This is a genomic window from Sphingomonas adhaesiva (assembly GCF_036946125.1).
GTDB lineage: Bacteria > Pseudomonadota > Alphaproteobacteria > Sphingomonadales > Sphingomonadaceae > Sphingomonas > Sphingomonas adhaesiva_A.
Window position 1 is genome coordinate 283,764 of the sequence record NZ_JAQIJT010000001.1, and the last position, 21,506, is coordinate 305,269.

The 21,506-nt window shown below is 71.0% G+C and carries 18 protein-coding genes; 12 read left to right on the forward strand and 6 right to left on the reverse strand.

Annotation, left to right across the window (positions count from 1 at the left end):
- The first annotated feature begins 43 nt into the window (after positions 1-43).
- On the forward strand, positions 44-1,156 hold the full coding sequence (gene hisC, locus PGN23_RS01355) for a histidinol-phosphate transaminase (protein ID WP_335301056.1): 1,113 nt from the start codon (positions 44-46) through the stop codon (positions 1,154-1,156).
- Complete coding sequence (locus PGN23_RS01360) at positions 1,156-2,064, forward strand: prephenate/arogenate dehydrogenase family protein (RefSeq protein ID WP_335301057.1); 909 nt, start codon at positions 1,156-1,158, stop codon at positions 2,062-2,064. Before hisC ends, PGN23_RS01360 begins: the two co-directional genes overlap by 1 nt.
- 7 nt (positions 2,065-2,071) lie before the next feature.
- On the opposite strand, the gene PGN23_RS01365 is transcribed toward PGN23_RS01360, so the two are convergent.
- Positions 2,072-3,517 (reverse strand): S41 family peptidase, encoded by a 1,446-nt coding sequence (locus tag PGN23_RS01365; RefSeq protein WP_335301058.1) that lies wholly within the window; start codon positions 3,515-3,517, stop codon positions 2,072-2,074.
- A 189-nt stretch (positions 3,518-3,706) separates the two neighbouring features.
- Between PGN23_RS01365 and PGN23_RS01370 the strand changes: the two genes are divergently transcribed.
- Entirely contained in the window at positions 3,707-4,045 is a 339-nt protein-coding gene (locus PGN23_RS01370; protein WP_335301059.1) for a hypothetical protein, read from the forward strand.
- Positions 4,046-4,047: 2 nt separating this feature from the next.
- On the opposite strand, the gene PGN23_RS01375 is transcribed toward PGN23_RS01370, so the two are convergent.
- The 3 genes from PGN23_RS01375 to PGN23_RS01385 form a co-directional block, all read right to left on the reverse strand.
- Complete coding sequence (locus PGN23_RS01375) at positions 4,048-4,449, reverse strand: DUF1810 domain-containing protein (protein ID WP_335301060.1); 402 nt, start codon at positions 4,447-4,449, stop codon at positions 4,048-4,050.
- Positions 4,450-4,888: 439 nt separating this feature from the next.
- The gene (locus PGN23_RS01380; protein ID WP_335301061.1) at positions 4,889-5,926 is read right to left on the reverse strand and encodes a GGDEF domain-containing protein; all 1,038 of its coding nucleotides are present in this window, start codon (positions 5,924-5,926) and stop codon (positions 4,889-4,891) included.
- Positions 5,927-6,043: 117 nt separating this feature from the next.
- The gene (locus PGN23_RS01385; protein ID WP_335301062.1) at positions 6,044-6,577 is read right to left on the reverse strand and encodes a peroxiredoxin; all 534 of its coding nucleotides are present in this window, start codon (positions 6,575-6,577) and stop codon (positions 6,044-6,046) included.
- A gap of 65 nt (positions 6,578-6,642) precedes the next feature.
- Here PGN23_RS01385 and PGN23_RS01390 point away from each other — a divergent pair, with 65 nt between their 5' ends.
- Positions 6,643-7,476, forward strand: a complete 834-nt coding sequence (locus tag PGN23_RS01390; RefSeq protein ID WP_335301063.1) for an inositol monophosphatase family protein — start codon at positions 6,643-6,645, stop codon at positions 7,474-7,476.
- 239 nt (positions 7,477-7,715) lie between these two features.
- Here the strand turns inward: PGN23_RS01390 and PGN23_RS01395 are convergent, their stop codons facing one another.
- Positions 7,716-9,797 (reverse strand): AsmA family protein, encoded by a 2,082-nt coding sequence (locus tag PGN23_RS01395; RefSeq protein WP_335301064.1) that lies wholly within the window; start codon positions 9,795-9,797, stop codon positions 7,716-7,718.
- Between the two features lie 164 nt (positions 9,798-9,961).
- Here PGN23_RS01395 and rpmI point away from each other — a divergent pair, with 164 nt between their 5' ends.
- From rpmI to PGN23_RS01425, 6 genes are all read left to right on the forward strand, one after another.
- On the forward strand, positions 9,962-10,165 hold the full coding sequence (rpmI, locus tag PGN23_RS01400; RefSeq protein WP_335301065.1) for a 50S ribosomal protein L35: 204 nt from the start codon (positions 9,962-9,964) through the stop codon (positions 10,163-10,165).
- 20 nt (positions 10,166-10,185) lie between these two features.
- Complete coding sequence (rplT, locus tag PGN23_RS01405) at positions 10,186-10,551, forward strand: 50S ribosomal protein L20 (protein WP_301044835.1); 366 nt, start codon at positions 10,186-10,188, stop codon at positions 10,549-10,551.
- Positions 10,552-10,744: 193 nt separating this feature from the next.
- A complete protein-coding gene (locus PGN23_RS01410; protein ID WP_335301066.1) occupies positions 10,745-11,062 on the forward strand; it encodes a GIY-YIG nuclease family protein in 318 nt (105 codons plus the stop codon).
- On the forward strand, positions 11,059-12,204 hold the full coding sequence (pheS, locus tag PGN23_RS01415) for a phenylalanine--tRNA ligase subunit alpha (RefSeq protein WP_335301067.1): 1,146 nt from the start codon (positions 11,059-11,061) through the stop codon (positions 12,202-12,204). The genes PGN23_RS01410 and pheS overlap by 4 nt, the downstream gene beginning before the upstream one ends.
- Before the next feature lie 28 nt (positions 12,205-12,232).
- Positions 12,233-14,608, forward strand: a complete 2,376-nt coding sequence (pheT, locus tag PGN23_RS01420) for a phenylalanine--tRNA ligase subunit beta (RefSeq protein ID WP_335301068.1) — start codon at positions 12,233-12,235, stop codon at positions 14,606-14,608.
- Positions 14,601-15,482: an aldose 1-epimerase family protein gene (locus tag PGN23_RS01425; RefSeq protein WP_335301069.1), complete on the forward strand. Its 882-nt coding sequence runs from the start codon at positions 14,601-14,603 to the stop codon at positions 15,480-15,482. Before pheT ends, PGN23_RS01425 begins: the two co-directional genes overlap by 8 nt.
- Before the next feature lie 128 nt (positions 15,483-15,610).
- Here the strand turns inward: PGN23_RS01425 and PGN23_RS01430 are convergent, their stop codons facing one another.
- Positions 15,611-18,013, reverse strand: a complete 2,403-nt coding sequence (locus PGN23_RS01430; RefSeq protein WP_335301070.1) for a hypothetical protein — start codon at positions 18,011-18,013, stop codon at positions 15,611-15,613.
- A gap of 153 nt (positions 18,014-18,166) precedes the next feature.
- On the opposite strand from PGN23_RS01430, the gene PGN23_RS01435 reads away from it, so the two are divergent.
- Together PGN23_RS01435 and PGN23_RS01440 are read left to right on the forward strand one after the other, a co-directional pair.
- Positions 18,167-19,675, forward strand: coding sequence for an NAD(P)/FAD-dependent oxidoreductase (locus PGN23_RS01435; RefSeq protein WP_335301071.1), 1,509 nt, complete (start codon positions 18,167-18,169; stop codon positions 19,673-19,675).
- A gap of 22 nt (positions 19,676-19,697) precedes the next feature.
- Positions 19,698-21,500 carry a hypothetical protein gene (locus PGN23_RS01440; protein WP_335301072.1) on the forward strand — a complete coding sequence of 601 codons (1,803 nt, stop codon included), beginning with the start codon at positions 19,698-19,700 and terminating at the stop codon, positions 21,498-21,500.
- Positions 21,501-21,506 lie beyond the last annotated feature (6 nt).

Below are 21,506 nucleotides of genomic sequence, written 5' to 3' on the forward strand. Positions count from 1 at the left end.
CGCACGTTGCCTCTGCGGCGTGCGGCTTCTACAGCGCACGGCCATGACCGACGCCGCTCTTGCCCCCACCCCGAAGCCCTGGATCATGGGGATCGCTCCGTACGTCCCGGGTCGCGCCACCGCGGAGGACGGGCGCCCGGTGGTGAAACTGTCGTCGAACGAAAACCCGTTCGGTACTCCCGCCGCGGCGCGCGACGCCTATCGCAGCGCCGCCGACGAGCTGGAGCGCTATCCCGACGCCGCCGCGGTCGAGCTGCGCGCGGCACTGTCGGCGCATTACGGGGTGGAGGCCGACCGCATCGTCTATGGCACCGGGTCGGACGAGGTGCTGCACCTGGCGGCGGGCACGTTCGCGGGGCCGGGGGACGAGATCGTCTTCGTCCGCTACGGCTTCGCGGTGTACGAGATCGCGGCGCGCCGCGTGGGGGCGGTGCCGGTGATCGCCGCCGACGCGGACTATGCGACCGATGTCGACGCGATCCTGGCGGCGGTGACGGAGCGGACGAAGGTCGTCTTCGTCGCCAATCCCAACAACCCGACCGGCACCTATACGTCGCGCGAAGAGATCGCGCGCCTCCACGCCGGGCTGCCGCGCGACGTGCTGCTGGTGGTCGATCAGGCCTATACCGAATATCTGGAGGCACAGGACGACGATGGCGCGCTGGAGCTGCCGCGCACCCAGCCCAACGTGCTGGTGACGCGCACCTTCTCCAAGATCTTCGGGCTGGCCGCCGAGCGGGTCGGCTGGGGCTATGCCGCGCCCGAGGTGATCGCGGCGATGCACCGCATCCGCGCGCCCTTCGCGTTCGGCATCGGTGCGCAGCGCGCCGCGATCGCCGCGCTGGGCGACGCGGGGTTCGTGCGCCACAGCCGCGAGCACAATGCGACATGGCGCGCCTGGTTCGCGGACCAGATCGCCGCACTCGGCAACGCCGGTCTCCGCGCGGTGCCCAGCAAGGCCAATTTCGTGCTGGTGCTGTTCGAGGGCACGGTGAGCGCGGAGGCGGCGTATCGGGCGCTGATGGCGGCGGGCTACGCCACCCGCTGGCTGCCGGGACAGGGGCTGCCCCACGGGCTGCGCATCACGATCGGCAGCGAGGGCGACATGCGCGCGGTCGTCGACGTGCTGCGCGCGCTGGTGGAACGGGCGGGCTGATGCTCCCCTTCTCCCGGGTCGCCATCATCGGGCTGGGGCTGCTCGGCTCGTCGATCGCGCGCGCGGTGCGCCAGGCGATGCCGACGGTGCGCATGACCGGGCATGACGCCAGTGCCGAGGTGCGCGAGGTGGCGCGGCGGATCGAGCTGGTCGACGACGTCGCCGATACGCCGGGCGCGGCGGTGATCGATGCCGACCTCGTCATCCTGTGCGTGCCGGTGGGGGCGATGGAGGCCGTCGCGACCGTGATCGCCGATGATTTGCCCGCCGAGGCGATCGTCAGCGACGTCGGCAGCTGCAAGGCGTCGGTCGCGCGCGCGCTGTCCGCGGTGCTGCCGCCCGCGCGCGTGGTACCCGCGCACCCGGTCGCGGGCACCGAGAAGAGCGGGCCCGAATCGGGCTTCGCCACCCTGTTCCGCGGCCGCTGGTGCATCGTCACCCCGCTGGCGGAAAGCGACGCCAGCGCAGTGGAGCGGGTGTCCGCATTCTGGCGCCGGCTGGGCGCCGATGTCGAACAGATGACGCCCGACCACCACGATCTGGTGCTGGCGGTGACCAGCCACCTGCCGCATCTGATCGCCTATACGATCGTCGGCACCGCGGACGATCTGGAGACCGTGACCCAGTCGGAGGTCATCAAATATTCCGCCGGCGGCTTCCGCGACTTCACCCGCATCGCCGCGTCCGACCCGACGATGTGGCGCGACGTGTTTTTGTCGAACAAGGATGCGGTGCTGGAGATGCTCCAGCGCTTCAGCGAGGACCTGAGCCAGTTGCAGCGCGCGATCCGCTGGGGCGACGGCGATGCGCTGTTCGACCGCTTCGCGAAGACGCGCGCGATCCGCCGCTCGATCGTCGACCAGGGACAGGACGATGCCGCCGCCGATTTCGGCCGGCGGCACGACTGACCCGCGATCAGAACAGCCCCGGCGTCTCGCGCTGCGCGGTCGTCGGGCGCTCGGGCGTGACGATCCGCCGCGCCGGGGTGGCGAGCGCGGTGCGCGACAGCGACGCGCTGGCGCCGATGCGCGAGCAGCTGCGCCCCGCGAGATAGTCGAGCGCGGCGCGGGTCGAGGATTCGCCCGGGTCGCCCATCGGATGCGTCAGGTCGTCGGTCGCCTGGCAGCTCGCCTCCACCTTGCTGGCGAGGCCGTCGAAATAGTCGCCCTGCCGCGCGGCATTCTGAATCGACAGCGCCACCACGCGCAGCCGGTCGTCGGGGCAGGCGGGGTTGTCGAGCGCGATCTGCCCCACCGGCTTGCCGAAGGTGTTGGTACCGATCAGCGCGGCGTTGCCGTGCAGGTACGGGATCATCGCGTTGATGACATATTCGCTGGCGGACGCGGTGCCGCCGGTGCCAATGAACGCGACGCGCGTCGGCACGATCGCCTGGGCTTCGCGCTCGAAGAAGCGCGTCTCGTTCTCGCTCGACTTGGAGGCGCGGAACGTGGTGTAGGATTGCACGTCCCCGCGCGTCCGGTTGCCGCCGAGCAGGTCGGCGAACGTCCCCGCGGTCGCCAGCAGCCCGCCGCCGTTGTAGCGCAGGTCGACGATCAGGTTGGTGACGCCCTGCGCCCGGAACGTCGCGAACGCGCTGCGCAGCTGGTCGTCGGCGGTGCCGATGAAGGTGCGCAGGTTGACGTAGCCGACCTTGCGACCGCCATCGTCGAGCACCTTCGCGCCGTAGCGCGGCGAGAGCGGCGACAGGTCGAAATCGGCGGTACGCAAGGTCACGTCGCGCGTCGCCCCGTCGCCGCCGATGACGCGAAACACCCGCGTCGCATTCGCCGTGCCGGGATCGACCGCCTGATAGAAGGCCGCCTGATCCCCGGCAGCGACATAGCTGGCGATGCTGCGGACGGAATTCTCGCCATAGCCGATGCCGACGATTTCCGTGCCGCGGTCGATCCCGGCCAGCAGCGCCGGCCCGCCCTCGAACGCCTCCGTCACCATCAGCCGGTTCGCGCCGTCGAACGTCAGCCGCACGCCGAAGCCGCCGGTCGTCCCCGCCGTGTAATAGGCCGTCTCCTCCGCGACCGAGGTGACGTAGGAAAACTGGCGATCGCGGCGCTGCGCCCGCGCGGTCGCGGTCAGCGCGTCGAGGTAATCCTCCAGGTCGGTGTAGCGCGACGGGTCGAGCATCGTCGGCAGCGTCTCGGGGAAGAGATACCATTCGTTCATCTGCGCCAGCAGCCAGTCCTGGCGCGCGCGCAGGGAACAGCCCCCCGCGGTCGTCGGGGACGGGGTCGGCGTCGACACCGGGACGGGCGTCGGGGTCGGCGCGGTCGCCGTGCCGCCGCTGCTCGACGACGCGCCGCCGCCCCCGTCGCCCCCGCCGCACGACGCGAGCAGCCCCGCCATCACGAGGCCACCGATAAAGCGCGCGCCCGAACCGTTTCGTATCCGCATGTGCCCCCACCCGTCGACGCTGGACGATCCCTCCCCTCTAGCCGGTGCGCTGGCGGCGCGACAGGGACCTGCGCCGAAACAATCGGCGCCCGACCTCGTTCGGTACGGTGTCACACAGCCCCCGAAAGAAAGGATCCGCCCATGCCGCATCGCGCGCTTCTCGCCCTCGCCGCCTTCCTCCCGCTCGCCGCCTGCGGCGGTGCAGGCAGCGACGCGGCGAACAATGCCGCGGCGGCAGAGGATACGCAGGGCAATGCCATCGCCCGGATCGGGACGCTGAACGAGGGCGAGCGCAACGCGGTCCTGTTCCGCGCGATCCGCGACGCGAACCGCGACTGCCAGGGGGTGGTCCGCTCCGCGGCCAGCGATCCGGTGCAGGGCAAGCCCGCCTGGATCGCGACGTGCGACAATGGCGGCGAATGGCTGGTCGCGATCGGCGCGGACGGCACCGCGCTGGTCACCAACGGCCTGCCGTCCTGACGCTATAGCAGGCGCAGCGTCGCCGCGTCGGGGCCGGGATAGAATGCCGACAGCGCGGCATCGACATCCGCCCCCGCCCCGGCGCGCGCGAACAGCGTCAGCGACGAGCGCAGCTTCAGCGCATCCACCTCGCCCAGGATCGCCGCCGCCGGGCGGCCGCGGTGATCCATCAGCGCGGCGACGCTGGCGCGGTAGCGCGGCCCCAGCAGCGGGTGCGCCAGATAGGCACGCGCCTCGGCCAGGTCGCGGATGGCGTAGAATTGCGCGGTCGGACTGCGGCCCAGCCCCGCGATCTGCGGGAAGATGTACCACATCCAATGGCTGCGCTTGCGCCCCGCCGTCAGCTCGGCGAGCGCGCGGTCATAGTCGGCCGCCTGCGCGGCGACGAAGCGATCGAGGTCCATGCCGCGACCAACGCGCGGCCCGGGGGGCGGGTGCCGCGGTCAGGCGGCGACCGCGCTCACCATATCGACATAGACCAGCAGCGCGGTGGTGGCGACGCCCGCGACGGCCAGCAGGGCGGCGCGGTAGAGATCGGTGGTGACGGTCACGGCGGCGATCCTTTCGGCTCAGGCGATCGGGGTCAGCGGTACGGCAGCGGCGATCATCGTGCCGGCGACCGCGAGCGCGGCGACGGCGGCCAGCGCGGAGTGGCTCCAGGTGGAAAGCAGGCGGGTCATTGTCGTGTCTCCTCTATCGGCAAACGACCGTCGATCCGGTCGATGCCAGAGACTTTGCACAACCCGTGCCAAAATGTGTTACGCCGCATTTACAGCGATTTAGCCACCACACCCCGCCGCGGTTAGCAAAAGTCGCCACTCTCGCTACGCAAAAAGCGCCAACCTATGGCGCCATGATCGTGCGGGCGCGCCCCTGATCCTTGGCGCGGTACAAGGCGGCATCGGCGCGCCCGATCATCGCCGCGCGGCCCTCGCTCGGCACCCCCTCGGCGACGCCGGCGGAGAAGGAGATCGTCCCGATCGCCTCGCCGGTTTCGCGCACGCGCAGCCGGCGCGCGGACATGTCGTGGCGTGCCTTTTCCAGCCGGCGCGCCGCCTCGTCCAGGCTCAGGTTCCGGAACAGCAGCGCGAACTCCTCGCCGCCGTAGCGCGCGACCAGGCAATCGCACTGCTCGGCCAGCGTCTTCGCGACCGCGCGGATGACGCGGTCGCCGACCGCGTGGCCGAAGCTGTCGTTGACGCGCTTGAAGTGATCGATATCGCAGATCGACACCACGATCGGGGTCGACGGCGGCAGCGCGGCGAACGCCTCGTCGAAGGCGCGGCGATTCGGCAGGTCGGTCAGCGGATCGGTCCGCGCGGAGCCGCGCGCCTCTTCCAGCGCGGTGCGCAGTTCGTCGGTTTCGCGGCGGGCGGCGTCCAGCTTCGCCTCGGCCTGGCGGACGCGCTCGATCATGTTGTCGGTCAGGCGGCCGATCTCCTCCGCGCTGGCGGCCGGGCCGGCATCGCGCATCTGCGCGGCGCTACGCTCCAGGTCGCGGCCGAAGGTGTTGGCATCGGCATGCGCGTTGCGCATCGTGTCGCCGAAACCGTCGATCTGCATCAGCACGCGCTCGATCATCGCCTCGTGCGTGGCGGTATCGGCGACCATCGGCTCCGAATCGGTGTCGGTGACCGGCGCGCCGGCAATCGCGCGACCGCCGAGCTGCTCGATATCCTGCGCGGTCAGCCGCACCCCGCCGTCGGTGATCTCCGCGACGCGGCGCGCGATGACCCCGCCGGCGTTCTTCAGCACCTCGTACGCGAAGGCGTAATGCGCGGGATCGGGGCTCAGCCGGTGCGCGGTCAGGAACGCGCCGATCTGCGTGAACAGCCGATCGCCCGTCGTCGCCTGCCGGATATCGATCGCCTTGCTCGCCACGCCTGCCCCCCGAAGGATCGGACGCGACAGCGCCCTGAACAGTGGCAGGGGGTATCAGGAGATGTGCTAACAAATGGTGTGGCGCCTACACCGTTCGGATGAGGCGCCTTTTTCGGGTCAGCGCGCCGCCAGCTTCTGCACCGCCGCCAGCGTCAGCGCGACATGCTCCGCCGGGTTCATGTCGGCATGGACGAACTTCACGCGGCCGTCCCGCCCGATGACGTAGCTGGTGCGGCTGGTCACGTCGCGGCCCTTCACCTGCCGCCCCAGCGCCACGTCATAGCCCGCGATCACCGCCGGCCCCGCGCTCGCCACCGCGAACTTGCCGGCGCATTCGCTGGCGGAAAAGCGCTGGAGATCGGCGACGTTGTCGGCGGACATGCCGATCACGGTCGCGCCCGCCGCCTTGAACGCATCGACCTTCTCCGCGAACGCGCGCGCCTCGGCGTTGCAGCCGGAGGTGAAGGCGGCCGGGAAGAAATAGAGCACCACCGGCCCCTTCCGCAGCTGTTGCTTCAGGTCGATCGCGACCACCTTGCCCGCGACCGCGCCACGGGTGCTGAACGCGGGCGCGACCGCCCCGGGGGCGAGCGCCGCTTCGGCAGGGACGGCGAGCGTGAGGGCGAGCGCGGCGAGGGGCAGCAGGCGCATGGGATCGTTCTCCTGAAATCGCCCGCACCCTAGCGCGCACGATCCCTGCGCGATAGGCGGTAGCGATGCCCGTCCGCCCCGCCGATATCGCGCTCGCCCATCGCCTCGCCGACGCCGCAGGTGCGGTGATCCGCCCCTATTTCCGCCAGCCCGCCGGGGTGGAGATGAAGGCGGACCGTTCCCCCGTCACCCGTGCCGACCGCGAGGCGGAGGAAGCGATGCGCCGCATCCTCGACGCGGAGCGCTCCGGCGACGGCATCGTCGGGGAGGAGCACGGGATCAAGGAGGGCGTCACCGGGCGGCAATGGATCCTCGATCCGATCGACGGCACCCGCAGCTTCACCGTCGGGCGCGCCATCTTCGGCACGCTGATCGCGCTGGTGGAGGATGGCTGGCCGGTGCTGGGCGTCATCGACCAGCCGGTGCAGCGCGAGCGCTGGATCGGGGTCGCGGGCCACGCGACCGAATTCAACGGCGCACCCGCGCGCACCCGCGCCTGTCCCGCGCTGGAGGGAGCGATCGTCGCCACCACCAGCCCGCATCTGTTCGGCGAGGGCGACGTGCCGCATTACATGGCGCTGATCGCGGCGGCGAGCGGCGGGGCGCCGCGGCAGGGGCCGGTGTACGGCGGGGACTGCTACAATTACGGGCTGCTGGCGAGCGGGCACCTCGACGTGGTGTGCGAGTCCGGGCTGCAACTCTACGACTTCGCCGCGCTGGCGCCGATCGTCGAGGGGGCGGGCGGGCGGATGTGCGACTGGAACGGCGATCCGCTGACCGCGGCGAGCGAGGGGCATGTGCTGGCGATCGGCGACCCCGCGCGCACCGACGACGTGCTGGAGGCGCTGCACCAGCAGCATCACGATCACCACGATCACCATGACCATCACGGCCGATAATCCGTCACCCGGCCTTGAGCGAGAGCCCCGCTTCTACTGAGCCCGCCGTCAAGAGCGGGACCCCGGATCCAGTCGAGACCTCAGCGAACGTCGTGGATCGCTCGACGAGTTCGCCGTTCCCCGACGCAGGCCGGGGCCCAGTTGGCGTGGCTTTTCCGTCTGTTACCACCGTCCCCCAGCTGGGCCCCGGCCCTCGCCGGGGAACAGGGAACTGAGTTGCGCAGAGGTTTCGCCTACCGTCAGAAGATGCCCAGGAACTTCTTCCGTTTGGGCGCCGCCTCGCCCGTCTGGCCGTTACCGACATCCTTGCGCGGCTCCCCGGTGTCGGTGCGCTGCGCCGCGGCGGTCCTGGCGCCCAGCACGGGGCCGCATTGCGCCGCCTTCGCATCGCCCGGATCGATGAAGGCGAGCAGGCCGGCGATCGGCGTCGCCACCACCGCCAGCCCCAGCCCCGCCCCGGCGCGGGCGAGCAATTGCGGGGAGATCACGCGCAATCCGGGATCGGCGAACGTGCCGCCGATCCCCACCGGGGACTGGCCCGAGAACAGGCTGAACTTCTTCGCGTCGGCGCGGATCGCCAGATCGACCGATTCGTCGCGGAAGCTGAACCCGCCGCGGCCCAGGATCACGTTCTTGGTCGTGTCGATCAGGATCGGGTCGGTCGCCGCCACCCCGCCGCGCACGGTGAAGGCGACCAGCCCGCAATTGATCCTCACGGGCTCCTTCAGCTCATCCTGGAACATCTTCTGGACGAACGTGCCGATATCGAGCTCCGACAGCTCGACGTTGCGCGTCCACAGCGTGCCGGCGGGCATCACGAAGGCGATCCGCCCGTTCGCGGTCGCCAGCGAATCGTGGATCGTGTCGCCCCGCCCGGCCAGCTGGATACGCCCGCGGATCGTGCCCGTCGTGCCCGCCTCCGCCACGCCGTATCCCGCGAGCAGCCGCGCCATCGGTGTCGGCGCCAGACGGATGTCGTAGCGCACCGCGCTCGGTCGCTGCCGCGTATCGAATACCGCATCCGCCGCGACGTTGCCGCGCGCCATCGCGAAGGTCAGCGGCGACAGCGCCAGCCGGCCGCGGTCGAGCGCGAGCGTCACGTCCACGTCGCTGATCGGCACGCGGCGCGACCGCAGCGTGCCGATCCGCCATTTCAGGTCGGCATCGAACCGCTGCATCGTCGCGACCGGCAATTCGGCATCGGGCATGATGCGTTGCGGACCCGCGCCGGTCGCCGCCGCCGCGGCGACGGCGCCCCTTGCCGCGACGATATCGGGATTGTAGCCGATGAACGGTGCCGCATCGACGATATCGAGTCGCTTGGTTTCGAGCTGCGAATCGAGGTGCAGCCGCTCGCCGTTAGAGACGGTCAGCCGCCCGGCGACGTCGCTGTCGCCGAACGTGCCGGCGATCCGCGTGAATCGATATTCCTGCCCGCTCTGCACCAGCTGCGCGCGCAGGCGATAGTCGCGGGTGTTGGGGATGACGACGCCGATGATGTCGAGCAGGCTCGCCAGATTGCGTCCCCGCGCGCGTACCGCCAGCGGCACGTTCTCCACCGCGGCGATGCTCGGCAGCGTGCCCGCCACGTCGATCACGTTCCCCGCGGCGCGCGCGCGCAGCACCAGCTCGTTCCGCCCGCGCGCCACGGTCGCGTCGGGCGACAGCAGCCGCGCCGCGACCGTGAACGGCGTGTCGCGCAGCCGTCCGCCGCCCCGCACCCCCACCGCATCGCCGATTCGCGCGTCGGTGGAGCGGATCGTATCGAGCTTCAGATCGGCGACCAGCCGCATCCGCGGATCGCGGTAGCGCACCGTCGTGCCCGTCGCCGTCGCGCGGTCGATCCGCGGCAGGTCGAGCGGTTTGCCCCCCTGCTTCGGCGCGCCGAAGGTCCAGCTGTTGGTGCGGTGCGCCGCGTCCCACTCCAGGTCGACCGCGCCGTTGGTGAGGTCCAGCCACGACAGGTGCCGCTTGCCCCACAGCAGCGACAGCGGCGCGATGCGCGAATCGATGCGGTCGGCGGTGAAGAGATAGGGCCGCGTCGCCCAGCCGGGGTTGGAGATGCGCAGCCCCTCGGCGCGGAATGCGATATGCCACGGCGCGAAATACAGCTGGAAATCGCCACCCACCTGCACCTCGCGCCCGGTCAGGCGGCCGACGATCGACTCGAACGGGCGCTTCAGGAACCGTCCCTTGGTGATGAAGAGCACCAACCACGCCGCCGCGATCGCCGTCAGCAGGCCCAGCGCGACGGCGCGCGCGATGCGCCAGCCGCGGTGAGGCGGGGTCGCGGCGGACACCGGGGGCGCGGTCGTTGCCATCCCGGCACAATCGCCGGCAGCGTCGCGGGTTCCGCGGTTGCTTTTCGCCGCCGCAGCGGCTAGGGGGCCCGCTTCCATGAGCGACATGGCGCTTGACGAACGGCCCGGCCTTCCAGGGCTGCCGCGGCCGTTCCAGTCATTTCGCTGCAGACGAAAGGACCAAAATGCCCAAGCTCAAGACCAAGAGTGGCGTGAAGAAGCGCTTCAAGATGACCGCGTCGGGCATGCTGAAGCACGGCGTAGCCGGCAAGCGCCACCGCCTGCTGCATCACACCGGCAAGTACATCCGCCAGAACCGCGGCACCAAGGTGCTGTCGAAGGCCGACACCGCGACGGTGAAGGCCTGGGCGCCGTACGGCCTGAACTGAGCGACGGGAAGGAATAGCATATGGCACGCGTCAAGCGGGGCGTAACCACTCGCGCCAAGCACAAGAACATCCTGGAACAGGCCAAGGGCTATCGCGGTCGTCGCAAGAACACGATCCGGGTCGCCCGTCAGGCGGTCGAGAAGGCCGGCCAGTACGCCTATCGCGACCGCAAGGTGAAGAAGCGCACCTTCCGCGGCCTGTGGATCCAGCGCATCAACGCCGGCGTCCGCGCCGAGGGGCTGAGCTACAGCCAGTTCATGCACGGGCTGAAGCTGGCCGGCGTCGAGCTGGACCGCAAGGTCCTGGCCGACATCGCGATGCACGAAGGCGAGGCGTTCAGCGCCATCATCGCGCAGGCGAAGGCGGCCCTCCCGCAGGCCGCCTGAGCGACCTGACGCGAGGACGAGAGGCGGGGCGCCGGTGGCAACACCGGCGCCCTTCTTTTTTGTCCGTCTCCCTGCCCCCTTTCGTCATTCCCGCGCAGGCGGGAATCCAGAAACGGAGGTGCGCGTGATATATCGCGACGGCAGCGTATCTGGATCCCCGCCTGCGCGGGGATGACGGGGTGGAGGTGGTGTCATGAAGCAACCGTGCGTCTACATCCTCGCCAGCGGACAGCACGGGACGCTCTATACAGGTGTCACCTCAAACCTTGAAAGCCGCATCGTCCAGCATCGCGAAGGATTGATCGAAGGCTTCACCACCCGCTACGGCGTAACGCGACTGGTGTGGTTTGAAATGGCCGACACGATGGAGGCCGCGATCACGCGCGAGAAGCAGCTCAAGAAATGGAATCGCGACTGGAAGCTGCGATTGATCGAGGGCACCAACCCGCACTGGGCAGACCTCGCGCTCGCAATGGGCCTGGCCGCGACGACGAACGGAAACGACGCATGACCGACACCGACGACCTCAAGGCCCACCTCCTCGCCGCGATCGATGCGAGCGTCTCGCTCGATGCGCTGGATGCGGTGCGCGTCGATGCGCTGGGCAAGCAGGGGCGGGTCACGCAGCTGCTCAAGACGATGGGCGCGCTCTCGCCCGAGGAGCGGCAGGTGCGCGGCCCCGCGATCCACGGGCTGCGCGAGGCGGTGACGAACGCGATCGCGGCGCGCAAGGCCGTGCTGGAACAGGCCGCGCTCGACGCACAGCTGGCCAGCGAGGCGCTCGACATGACGCTGCCGGTCGACACGGTCGCACCGGGCACCGTCCACCCGGTCAGCCAGGTCATGGACGAACTGGCGGAGATCTTCGCCGACCTGGGCTTCGCGGTCGCGACCGGCCCGGAGATCGAGGACGACTGGCACAATTTCGGCGCGCTCAACATCCCCGAGACGCATCCGGCGCGGGCGATGCAGGATACGTTCTACATCGAGCCTATGGCGAGATCGGCCGGCGACGGCCCCGGCGTTGCCGGGGACGGCGCGCAAAGCGCGCCCATGGTCCTGCGCACGCACACCTCGCCCGTCCAGATCCGCACCATGGTGGAGGTCGCCAAACGTCGGAACGGCGCGGGCGAACCGATCCGCATCATCGCGCCGGGCCGCGTCTATCGCTCCGACTGGGACGCCACGCACACGCCGATGTTCCACCAGGTCGAGGGGCTGGTGATCGACAAGGGCATCACGCTGGCGCACCTGAAATGGACGCTGGAGACGTTCCTGCGCGCCTATTTCGAGCGCGACGACGTCGTTCTGCGGCTGCGCCCCAGCTATTTCCCCTTCACCGAACCCTCCGCCGAGGTCGACGTCGGCTTCTCGATCGAGAAGGGCAAGCGCGTCATCGGTGGCAGCGAGGGCTGGATGGAGGTGCTGGGCAGCGGCATGGTCCACCCGCGCGTCATCGCCGCCTGCGGGCTCGATCCGAACGAGTGGCAGGGCTTCGCCTTCGGCTGCGGGATCGACCGGCTGGCGATGCTGAAATACGGCATCGACGACCTGCGCCCGGTGTTCGAGGCGGACGTGCGCTGGCTGAAGCACTACGGCTTCGCCGCGCTCGACGTACCGACCCTGTCCGGCGGCGTCGGCACCGCTGCCTGATCCGCTACCCTGACCAGAAGTAGAACCGATGAAACTGACCCTTTCCTGGCTCAAGGACCATCTCGACACCGATGCATCGCTCGATGCGATCGTCGAGGCGCTCACCCGCATCGGGCTGGAGGTCGAGGGGGTCGAGGACCCCTCCGCCAGGCTGACCGGCTTCACCGTCGCGCGCGTGCTGACCGCCGAGCGCCATCCGCAGGCGGACAAGCTTCAGGTCCTCTCGGTCGACGCGGGTGACGGCCCCTTGCAGGTCGTCTGCGGCGCGCCCAACGCGCGAGCCGGCCTGATCGGCGTGTTCGGCCGGCCGGGCGCGGAGGTCCCCGCCAACGGCATGGTGCTGAAGGTCGCGGCAATCCGCGGGGTCGAATCGAACGGCATGATGTGCTCGACCCGCGAGCTGGAGCTGGGCGACGACCACGACGGCATCATCGAGCTGCCCGCGGACGCGCCGGTCGGCACGGCGTTTGCCGATTACGCCGGGCTGTCCGATCCGGTGATCGACATCTCCGTCACCCCCAACCGGCAGGATTGCATGGGCGTGCGCGGCATCGCGCGCGACCTCGCCGCCGCGGGGGTGGGCATGCTCAAGCCGCTCGCGGTCGAAGCGGTCGCGGGCGAGGGCCCCGGCCCCGACGTGCGCACCGACGACGCTGCCGGCTGCCCCGCTTTCTATGCGCAGTCCGTCCGCGGCCTCACCAACGGCGCCGCGCCGGAGTGGATGGCCAGGCGGCTGCGCGCCGTCGGACAGAAGCCGATCAGCGCGCTGGTCGACATCACCAATTACGTTTCGATCGACCTCGGCCGCCCGCTGCACGTCTATGACGCGGCGACGCTGTCGGGCGGGCTGGTCGCGCGGAAAGCGCGCGGCGGCGAGCAGGTGCTGGCGCTCAACGGCCGCACCTACACGCTGGACGAAACGATGACCGCCATCGCGGACGCGCAGAAGGTGCACGACATCGGCGGCATCATGGGCGGCGAGGAATCGGGCGTTTCCGAATCCACGACCGACGTCGTCATCGAATGCGCCTTCTTCGATCCCGACACGATCGCGCGGACGGGGCAGAAGCTGGCGCTGACCAGCGACGCGCGCCAGCGGTTCGAGCGCGGGGTGGACCCCGCCTTCCTCGACGACGGCCTCGCGATCGCCACGCGGCTGGTGCTCGACCTGTGCGGCGGCACCGCCAGCGCGGTGACGCGCAGCGGCGAGCCGCCGCTGGCACCGCGCGCGCATGCCTATGACCCGGCGCGCAGCGAGACGCTGGGCGGGCTCGCGATTCCCGCCGACCGTCAGCGCGCGATCCTGGAGTCGCTCGGCTTCACGGTCGCGAGCGACTGGCAGGTGACGGTGCCGACGTGGCGGCGCGACATCGACGGCCCCGCCGACCTGGTCGAGGAAGTGATCCGAATCGAGGGGCTGGACAAGGTGCCCTCGACGCCGCTGCCCCGCCCCGCGGGCGTCGCCGTCCCGACCGCGACGCCCGAACAGCGCATCGAGCGCCGCGTCCGCCGTGCCGCCGCCGCGCGCGGGATGGATGAAGCGGTGACGTGGAGCTTCATCCCGGAGGAGCAGGCCGCCGCCTTCGGCGGGGCGCCGTGGCGCGTTGCCAACCCGATCAGCGAGCTGCTGAAGGTCATGCGTCCCTCGCTCCTGCCGGGGCTGCTGTCCGCCGCCGAGCGCAACCTGCGGCAGGGCGCGGACGGCGTGCGGCTGTTCGAGATCGGCCGCCGCTATCTCGACGACAACGGCGCGCCCAAGGAGCGCGCGACGCTGGGCGTCGTGCTCGCGGGCGACCGCCGGCCGCGCGGGTGGCGGGCGGGCAAGGCCGCACCGTTCGACGCCTTCGATGCCAAGGCCGAGGCGCTCGCGCTGCTCGCCGCGGCGGGCGCGCCGATCGACAACCTGCAGGTCATGGGGGAGGCGGGCGCGGCCTTCCACCCCGGCCGCTCGGGCACGCTGCGGCTGGGGCCGAAGACGGTGCTGGCGGCGTTCGGCGCGGTCCACCCCGCGATCCTGAAGGCGTTCGATCTGTCGGGCGCGGTCGTCGCGGTCGAACTGTATCTCGATGCGATCCCGGCGAAGCGCGGCGCCGGCTTCATGCGCGCCGCCTATGCCCCGCCCACGCTCCAGCCGGTACGCCGCGACTTCGCGTTCCTGGTGCCCGAGGCGGTGACCGCCGAGGCGCTGACCCGTGCGGTGAAGGGCGCGGACAAGGCCGCGATCGTCCGCGCGCGCGTGTTCGACGTGTTCACCGGCACGAGCGTGGCGGAGGGACACAAGTCCGTGGCGGTCGAAATCGTCCTGCAACCGGGCGAGAAGAGCTTCACCGACGCCGATCTGAAGGCGATCAGCGACAAGGTGGTGGCCGCCGCCGCCAAACAGGGAGCGCAATTGCGTGGCTGACGACTGGATCCGCATCGGCAACGCGCGGCTGGGCGCGGCGATCGACCCGCACGGGGCGCAATTGTCGTCGATCACCGACGCCGATGGGCGCGAATTGATGACCGATGCGGATCCGCGCTTCTGGACCGGGCGCGCGCCGATCCTGTTTCCGGTGGTCGGCGCCCCCGCGGGCGAGATCATCCGTCTCGACGGGCGCGACTATCCGATGCCCAAGCACGGCTTCGCGCGCCGCCGCGATTTCGTCGCGACGCGCGAAAGCGATACGCGCGCGGTCTTCGTCCTGACCGACGATGCGCAGACCCGCGCCGCCTATCCCTTCGCCTTCCGGCTGGAGATCGCGTTCACCGTCACCGATGCGACGCTGGCGATCGACGTTACGATCACGAACCCGGCGGCGGACGTGTCGCTGCCCGCCAGCTTCGGTTTCCACCCCGCCTTCGCCTGGCCGCTGCCCTATGGCCGCGCGCGCAGCGATCACCGCATCACCTTCGACCGCGACGAACCCGGCATGCTCAAGGCGATCGAGCCCGACGGCACGATCGCGCCGCACGAGGTCCCCTCCCCGCTCGACGGCCGGGTGCTGCACCTCAGGGACGAGCTGTTCGTCCCCGATGCTTTGGTCTGGAACCCGGTTCATTCGGATGCGGTCCGCTACGGCGCGTCGGACGGCCCGCAGCTCGACATCGCCTTTCCCGACACGCCGATGCTGGGCATCTGGACGAAGCCGGGCGCGGCCTATGTCTGCGTCGAGCCGTGGCACGGCCATGCCGATCCGCATGGCTATACCGGCGATTTCCGCGACAAGCCGGGGATCTTCGAGGTCGCGCCGGGGGGCGAGAAGCGGATCGCGATGTCGGTGACGCTGGTCGTCTGATGTCCCGTCATTCCCGCGCAGGCGGGAATCCAGACACGCAGGTGGCGCGGCTTCATCAACAACGGCTGCGTTTCTGGATCCCCGCCTTCGCGGGGATGACGGACCGATCGTAGGGCGGCCCGGCCCCCTCAGCGCCCCTTCTTCTTCCCCGTCGGGACCGTCACCGCCACCGCGTCGTCGGGGGCGTCGTGCAGCTTCAGGTACAGCGTCCCCGCCGCGGGCCGGGGCACCTCCAGCGTGGTACCGACGAACCCCAGCGGCACCGCCTGCGCCTTCGCGAACGTCTCCTCCGGCGACACCGCGGCGATCAGGAACAGCCGCTCCCCCGCCAGCGTACACGCCCCCGCCGCGGGGCAGGCGAGCGCCGTCACCGCGGGCAGCCGGACGACGCGCGCCAGCGGCTGCCATTCGCCCGTCAGGTCGCCCTGCACCAGCCGCATCTTGATCGGCCCCACCGCCGCCGCGCCCAGCGCCTCCTTCGGCACCAGCGCGCCCACCGCGACGTCGCCGCCGAGCAGCTGGAGCGCGCCCGACGCCACGGTGAGCCTCGCGGTCGCGGTATCGTCCGCGATCGCCACCTCGATCGCGTCGCCCGCGCTCAGCCGCGTGTTCACCGCCCGCACCGAGAAGGTCAGCCGCGCCTCCGGCGACAGCGCATTGTCGGGCAGGTTCAGCGTCACGCCCCCCTCGACCGGCGGCGTCTCCACGTTGCGGCTCACCAGCTCGACGCGCGGGCGCGGCGCGGTGATCGTCGCGCGTACCGTCGTCACGCGCCCGTCGTGCAGGGTGACGCGCGCGTCGCTCGTCCCGGTCGGAAGCGTGCCGGTCGACCCGGTGGTGGCGAGTACCAGCCGGTCGCCGCCCCCGGCGTCGCGGGTCAGCGTGGCCGGCGTGAAGGTCAGCCCCGCCACCTCCAGCCGCTCGACCTGATCCAGCCGCGCGCCCACCAGCCGGCCGTCCGTGTCGCCGGTGTAGAGCGTGAAGCCCTCCAGCCGGCTCGCCTCGCTCTGCCCCTTCAGCGGGATCTGCGCGGGCGCGGCAGCGCCGTAATGCGCCACCAGCAGCGTCATGTCGCCGGGGCGCACCCGCGCGAGCGGCAGCGTGGCGACGATCGCATCGCCGCCGTCCGCCTTCCACTCGACCGCCTTTGCGCTACCCGCCTTGTCGCGCAGGCTCACCTGCTCGACGCAGGCCGAAGCACCGCCCTGCAGCGTCAGCGGCGTGTCGCGGCCGACGACGACCGCATTGTCGGGCCGGGGCGCCCAGGCGGCGGGCGCACCGTTCTGCAACGGAAAGCGCGGACCGGAGAAGGTGTCGAACCCCCAGCGCCCGGTCAGCACCGCCTCGCCGATCGCCGCGGTGCCGATGGCGGCGACATCGCCGGTCGGGACCAGCCCGCCGCGTTCCGCATCGGCGCGCAGCGGCAGGTCGACGGTCCGCCCGTCCGCCAGCACCACGCGCAGCGACAGGTCGCGCGCATAATCGGTGGCGAAGACCAGCGGCGCATCGTCCAGCGCCAGCGCCAGTCCGGGGCGCATCAGGCACACCGCGTCCTTCATCGCCGCCCGGAGCGCGGGGGGCGGGCCGGCGTTGATCGGGGGCAGCGGCGCGACCAGCACCGATTTCGGGTTCTGGAACGACGGCGGATTGTTGAGCTGGAGCCGCAGCGTGTCGCCCGCCCCCACCGCCAGTGCGGGCGCATATTGATAGTCGGCGCTGCGGAAGACGCCGAACAGCCGCGCGAAATCGCGCGCGAGCGAGATATAGGGGCTGTAGAATCCGGCCCCGCCCTCCTTCGTCGCGGCCAGCGAATAGGCCAGCTGCGTCGGCGTGCCCCCCAGCATCTCCGCCAGCGACGTGCCGCGCCCGGTCTGGAGCACCAGCCCGTCGCGGTTCTGCGTCAGGCACGCCGCCTGGAGCGCGCGCGGCCGCGACAGGCAGTCCGCGTTGAGCCGGATCGCCAGCGTCTGCGCCAGCGTCGTCGATACCGCGCCCAGCCGGTCGGGCGCCGCCTCCTCCACGCGCGCGATTCCGGCGACGAACGCCTCCAGCCGCGCCCGGTCGAGCGAGGCCTGGAACAGGTCCTGCGACGCGCGCACGAACACGCCGGGCCGCCCGCGCACCGCATTGACCAGCGCGTTGTACCCGCCGCCCGTCTCCGGTGCGAGGAACGCGATCGCCTGTTCCGCCCCCTCGGGCACCGCGACCTCCAGCGTCGCCTTCTTGCGGTTCCACGTCTCGGCCTTGAAGAACCAGTTCTTGGGCGGCGGGTTGGTCGCCCCGCGCAGGAACGCGAGCACCAGCAGGTAGCGCGCGGACTGGTCGTCGGGCAGGTCCGCGCTCAGCGTCATGCGATCGCCGATGCGCAGCCCCGGGACCTGCGCGATCGGCAGCGACACCGCCCCGCGCGTCACCGTCACCTTCAGCGCCGGCCCGGCCAGATCGAACGTCGCATTGCCCTGTCCCATCGCCGGGACCGCGAGCGTGAGCGCGGCGAGGAACGCCAGTATCCGGATAAGCAGGGTTCGCATGGCCACGCGCTATAGAACGGTTGCGCGGTCCGCGTTAACCCCGCGGGCGACCCCGGCATTAACCTTTGCTCAACCACCTTCCTTCATTGCCCGTTCGTCACGGTGGGCGCGGTGGCGCGAGAGAGGCATTGAGCGATGGCGAATGACGGCAACATGGCAGTGGACGTCGCGATCGTCGGTGCCGGCCCCGCGGGGCTGACCGCGGGCTATCTGCTGACCAGGGCCGGCTATTCGGTCGCCATCATCGAAAAGGACGCGCATTACGTCGGCGGCATCAGCCGCACCGTGGAGCACAACGGCTTCCGCTTCGACATCGGCGGGCACCGCTTCTTCTCGCGCTCGCGCGAGGTGGTCGACCTGTGGAACGAGATCCTGCCGGACGACTTCATCGAGCGCCCGCGGATGAGCCGCATCTATTACGAGGGCAAGTTCTACAGCTATCCGCTGCGCGCGTTCGAGGCGCTGGGGAACCTCGGCATCGTCCGCTCGACGCTGTGCATGGCGAGCTTCGCCAAGGCCAGGATGTTCCCGAAGCGCGACATCCGCAGCTTCGAGGACTGGACCGTCAACGCCTTCGGCCGGAAGCTGTTCTCGATCTTCTTCAAGACCTATACCGAGAAGGTGTGGGGCATGCCGTGCGACGAGATGAGCGCGGACTGGGCGGCGCAGCGGATCAAGGGGCTGTCGCTGTGGGGCGCGGTGGTCGACGGGCTGAAGCGTTCGCTCGGTCTCAACAAGCGCCCCAACGACGGCATGCAGACCAAGACGCTGCTGGAGACGTTCCGCTATCCGCGGCTGGGCCCGGGGATGATGTGGGATGCGGCGCGCGACCGCATCGTCGAGCGCGGCGGGCGGGTGCTGATGGGGCATGCGCTGCGCCAGCTGACCTTCAACGCGGCGACGCAGCGCTGGACCGTCGCCGCGACGCATGGCGGTGCCACGGCGACGATCCCCGTCACGATCAACGCCGCGCATGTCATCTCCTCCGCGCCGATGCGCGAGCTGGCGAGCCGGCTCCACCCGCTGCCCGCGACGCTGCCGGAGGCGGCGAACCTGAAATATCGCGACTTCCTGACGGTGGCGCTGATGATCCGTTCGCCCGATCTGTTCCCGGACAACTGGATCTACATCCACGATCCCAAGGTGCAGGTCGGCCGCATCCAGAATTTCCGCAGCTGGTCGCCCGAGATGGTGCCCGATCCCGCGATCGCCTGCGTCGGCCTGGAATATTTCTGCTTCGAGGGCGACGGGCTGTGGGCGTCGAGCGACGACGAGCTGGTCGCGCTGGCGACCGCCGAGATGGCGGCGCTGGGGCTGTGCGATCCGCGCCAGGTCGAGGGCGGCGTGGTCGTGCGGCAGGAGAAGGCCTATCCCGTCTACGACGAGGATTATGCACAGAACGTCGACATGCTGCGCCGCGAGATCGAGGACCGCTTCCCCACGCTCCATTGCGTCGGGCGCAACGGCATGCATCGCTACAACAATCAGGATCATGCGATGATGACGGCGATGCTGACCGTCCGCAACATCCAGGCCGGCGCGCGCGTGTACGACGTATGGGCCGTCAACGAGGACGCCGAATATCACGAGAGCGGCAACGAGGGCGAGGCTGCGGCGCTGGCCAGCGTGCGCCAGGTGCCGGGGCGGCTGAAGGCGGCCTGATCCGATCGCCCGGAGCCGCCGCGTGACCCAGCCGCCACCGGACACCGCCCCGCGCCGTCGCCTCGTGCTGGCGGTGCTGGGCGGATGGCTGTTCGCCGCCGTCGTCCTGCTCGTGCTCAGCGCCGGCGCCATCGCGCGTCCATTCTACGCAGACCCCGACGATGCGATGCGCATCCTGGAGGTGCGCGACTGGCTGGCGGGGCAATCCTGGTTCGATGTCGCGCAGCACCGGCTGAACGGCGGCGCCTTCGCGATGCACTGGTCGCGGCTGGTCGACCTACCGCTCGCCGCGACCATGCTGCTGCTGCGCCCGGTGCTGGGCGCTGCGCAGGCAGAGGTGGCGGCGGCGGTGATCGTGCCGCTGCTGACGTTGCTGGCGATCATGGCGTTGGTCGCGTCCATCACGCGGCGGCTGGGCGGGCTGGTGCCGGCGCAGCTGGCGGTGCTGATCGTCGGCTTCGCCGCGCCTCTGCTGGGACAGGCGCGGCCGCTCAGGGTCGATCACCACGCGTGGCAGATCGTGCTGGCGCTGGTCGCGGTCCGCGCGCTGCTCGGGGCCCCGACGGCGCGCAGCGGGGCCACGATCGGGCTGGCGCTTGCGGCGCTGCTGACCGTCTCGCTGGAGGGCCTGCCGATCGCCGCCGCCATCGCCGGGGTGGCGACGCTCGCCTGGGCGTGGCGGGGCGACGGCCGCGACGCACCCGCGATGGCATGGACGCTCTTCCTCGCCAGCGCGTTGCTCCAGGCGGCGACCCGCGGACCCGCGATGTGGGCAAGCGCGTGCGACGCGATGGCCCCCGCGTGGATCGCGAGCCTGGGGGGCGCCGCGATGGGGGTCACGATCGCGGTGGCGGTGTCGCGCTTCGGACGGATCGCGCGCTTCGGCGGCGTCGCGCTGGGCGGCGCGCTGGCGGCGGGGGTGGTGCTGGTGCTGTCGCCTGCCTGCCTCGCGGGTCCGTTCGCGACGCTGCCGCCGCGTGTCTTCCGCCTCTGGTACATGATGGTGCTGGAGGGACGGCCGCTGTGGGAACAGGGCTGGTCGCGCGCGGCGCTGACGGTCGGGCTGCCGCTCGTGGGGCTGATCGGCGCATGGCGCGCGCGGGCGCTGGCGACCCCCGGCGAGCAGCGCACGCGCTGGACGATGCTGCTGGCGATCCAGACCGCGGCGCTCGCGATCGCGATCATGGTCAACCGCGCCGGGGCAACCGCCAACGCGCTGGCGGTGCCGGGCTCGGCCGTGCTGCTGGTCGCATTGCTGGGTCGCGCGCGCCGCATCGAGGCGACGGGTCCGCGCGTCCTCGCGACGGTCGGGGCCTTCCTGCTGATCTCGCCGGGGCAGCTGGTCTCCCTGCCGCTGATCGTATCCAATGAGGCGGCGGATGCGGTCGGCCCGCCGCGCCATCGCCGCGCCTGCCGCGATGCGGGCGACGCCGCCGCGCTGGCGGCGTTGCCGCAGGCGACCCTGTTCGCACCGCTCGACATGACACCCGCATTGCTCGTCTCGACCCCACACCATGCGGTGGCGAGCGGCTATCATCGCAACGGCGCGGCGATGGACCGGGTCGTCCATGCGTTCGTCGCCCCTCCGGACGAAGCACGCGCGCTCGTGACAGCCACGGGGGCCGATTACCTCGTCGCCTGCCCCGGGCTGGGCGATGTCGAGCTCTATCGCAACGTCGCGCCGCGCGGACTGTGGGCGCGGCTGGAGCGGGGCGAGCGCATCGACTGGCTGCGCCCCGTCCGCCTCGCCGGCCCGGTGCTCGTCTGGCAGGTGATCCGTCCCGCCGCCGCTGCCCCCTTGCGGGAAAGCCCCGCGCGCCGGTAAGGCGCC

Bases quoted from the DNA above. Each gene is read 5' to 3' on its own strand.
- hisC (WP_335301056.1), top strand. From the start codon at position 44: ATGACCGACGCCGCTCTTGCCCCCACCCCGAAGCCCTGGATCATGGGG.
- PGN23_RS01360 (WP_335301057.1), top strand. From the start codon at position 1,156: ATGCTCCCCTTCTCCCGGGTCGCCATCATCGGGCTGGGGCTGCTCGGC.
- PGN23_RS01365 (WP_335301058.1), bottom strand. From the start codon at position 3,517: ATGGCGGGGCTGCTCGCGTCGTGCGGCGGGGGCGACGGGGGCGGCGGC.
- PGN23_RS01370 (WP_335301059.1), top strand. From the start codon at position 3,707: ATGCCGCATCGCGCGCTTCTCGCCCTCGCCGCCTTCCTCCCGCTCGCC.
- PGN23_RS01375 (WP_335301060.1), bottom strand. From the start codon at position 4,449: ATGGACCTCGATCGCTTCGTCGCCGCGCAGGCGGCCGACTATGACCGC.
- PGN23_RS01385 (WP_335301062.1), bottom strand. From the start codon at position 6,577: ATGCGCCTGCTGCCCCTCGCCGCGCTCGCCCTCACGCTCGCCGTCCCT.
- PGN23_RS01390 (WP_335301063.1), top strand. From the start codon at position 6,643: ATGCCCGTCCGCCCCGCCGATATCGCGCTCGCCCATCGCCTCGCCGAC.
- PGN23_RS01395 (WP_335301064.1), bottom strand. From the start codon at position 9,797: ATGGCAACGACCGCGCCCCCGGTGTCCGCCGCGACCCCGCCTCACCGC.
- rpmI (WP_335301065.1), top strand. From the start codon at position 9,962: ATGCCCAAGCTCAAGACCAAGAGTGGCGTGAAGAAGCGCTTCAAGATG.
- rplT (WP_301044835.1), top strand. From the start codon at position 10,186: ATGGCACGCGTCAAGCGGGGCGTAACCACTCGCGCCAAGCACAAGAAC.
- PGN23_RS01410 (WP_335301066.1), top strand. From the start codon at position 10,745: ATGAAGCAACCGTGCGTCTACATCCTCGCCAGCGGACAGCACGGGACG.
- pheS (WP_335301067.1), top strand. From the start codon at position 11,059: ATGACCGACACCGACGACCTCAAGGCCCACCTCCTCGCCGCGATCGAT.
- pheT (WP_335301068.1), top strand. From the start codon at position 12,233: ATGAAACTGACCCTTTCCTGGCTCAAGGACCATCTCGACACCGATGCA.
- PGN23_RS01430 (WP_335301070.1), bottom strand. From the start codon at position 18,013: ATGCGAACCCTGCTTATCCGGATACTGGCGTTCCTCGCCGCGCTCACG.
- PGN23_RS01435 (WP_335301071.1), top strand. From the start codon at position 18,167: ATGGCAGTGGACGTCGCGATCGTCGGTGCCGGCCCCGCGGGGCTGACC.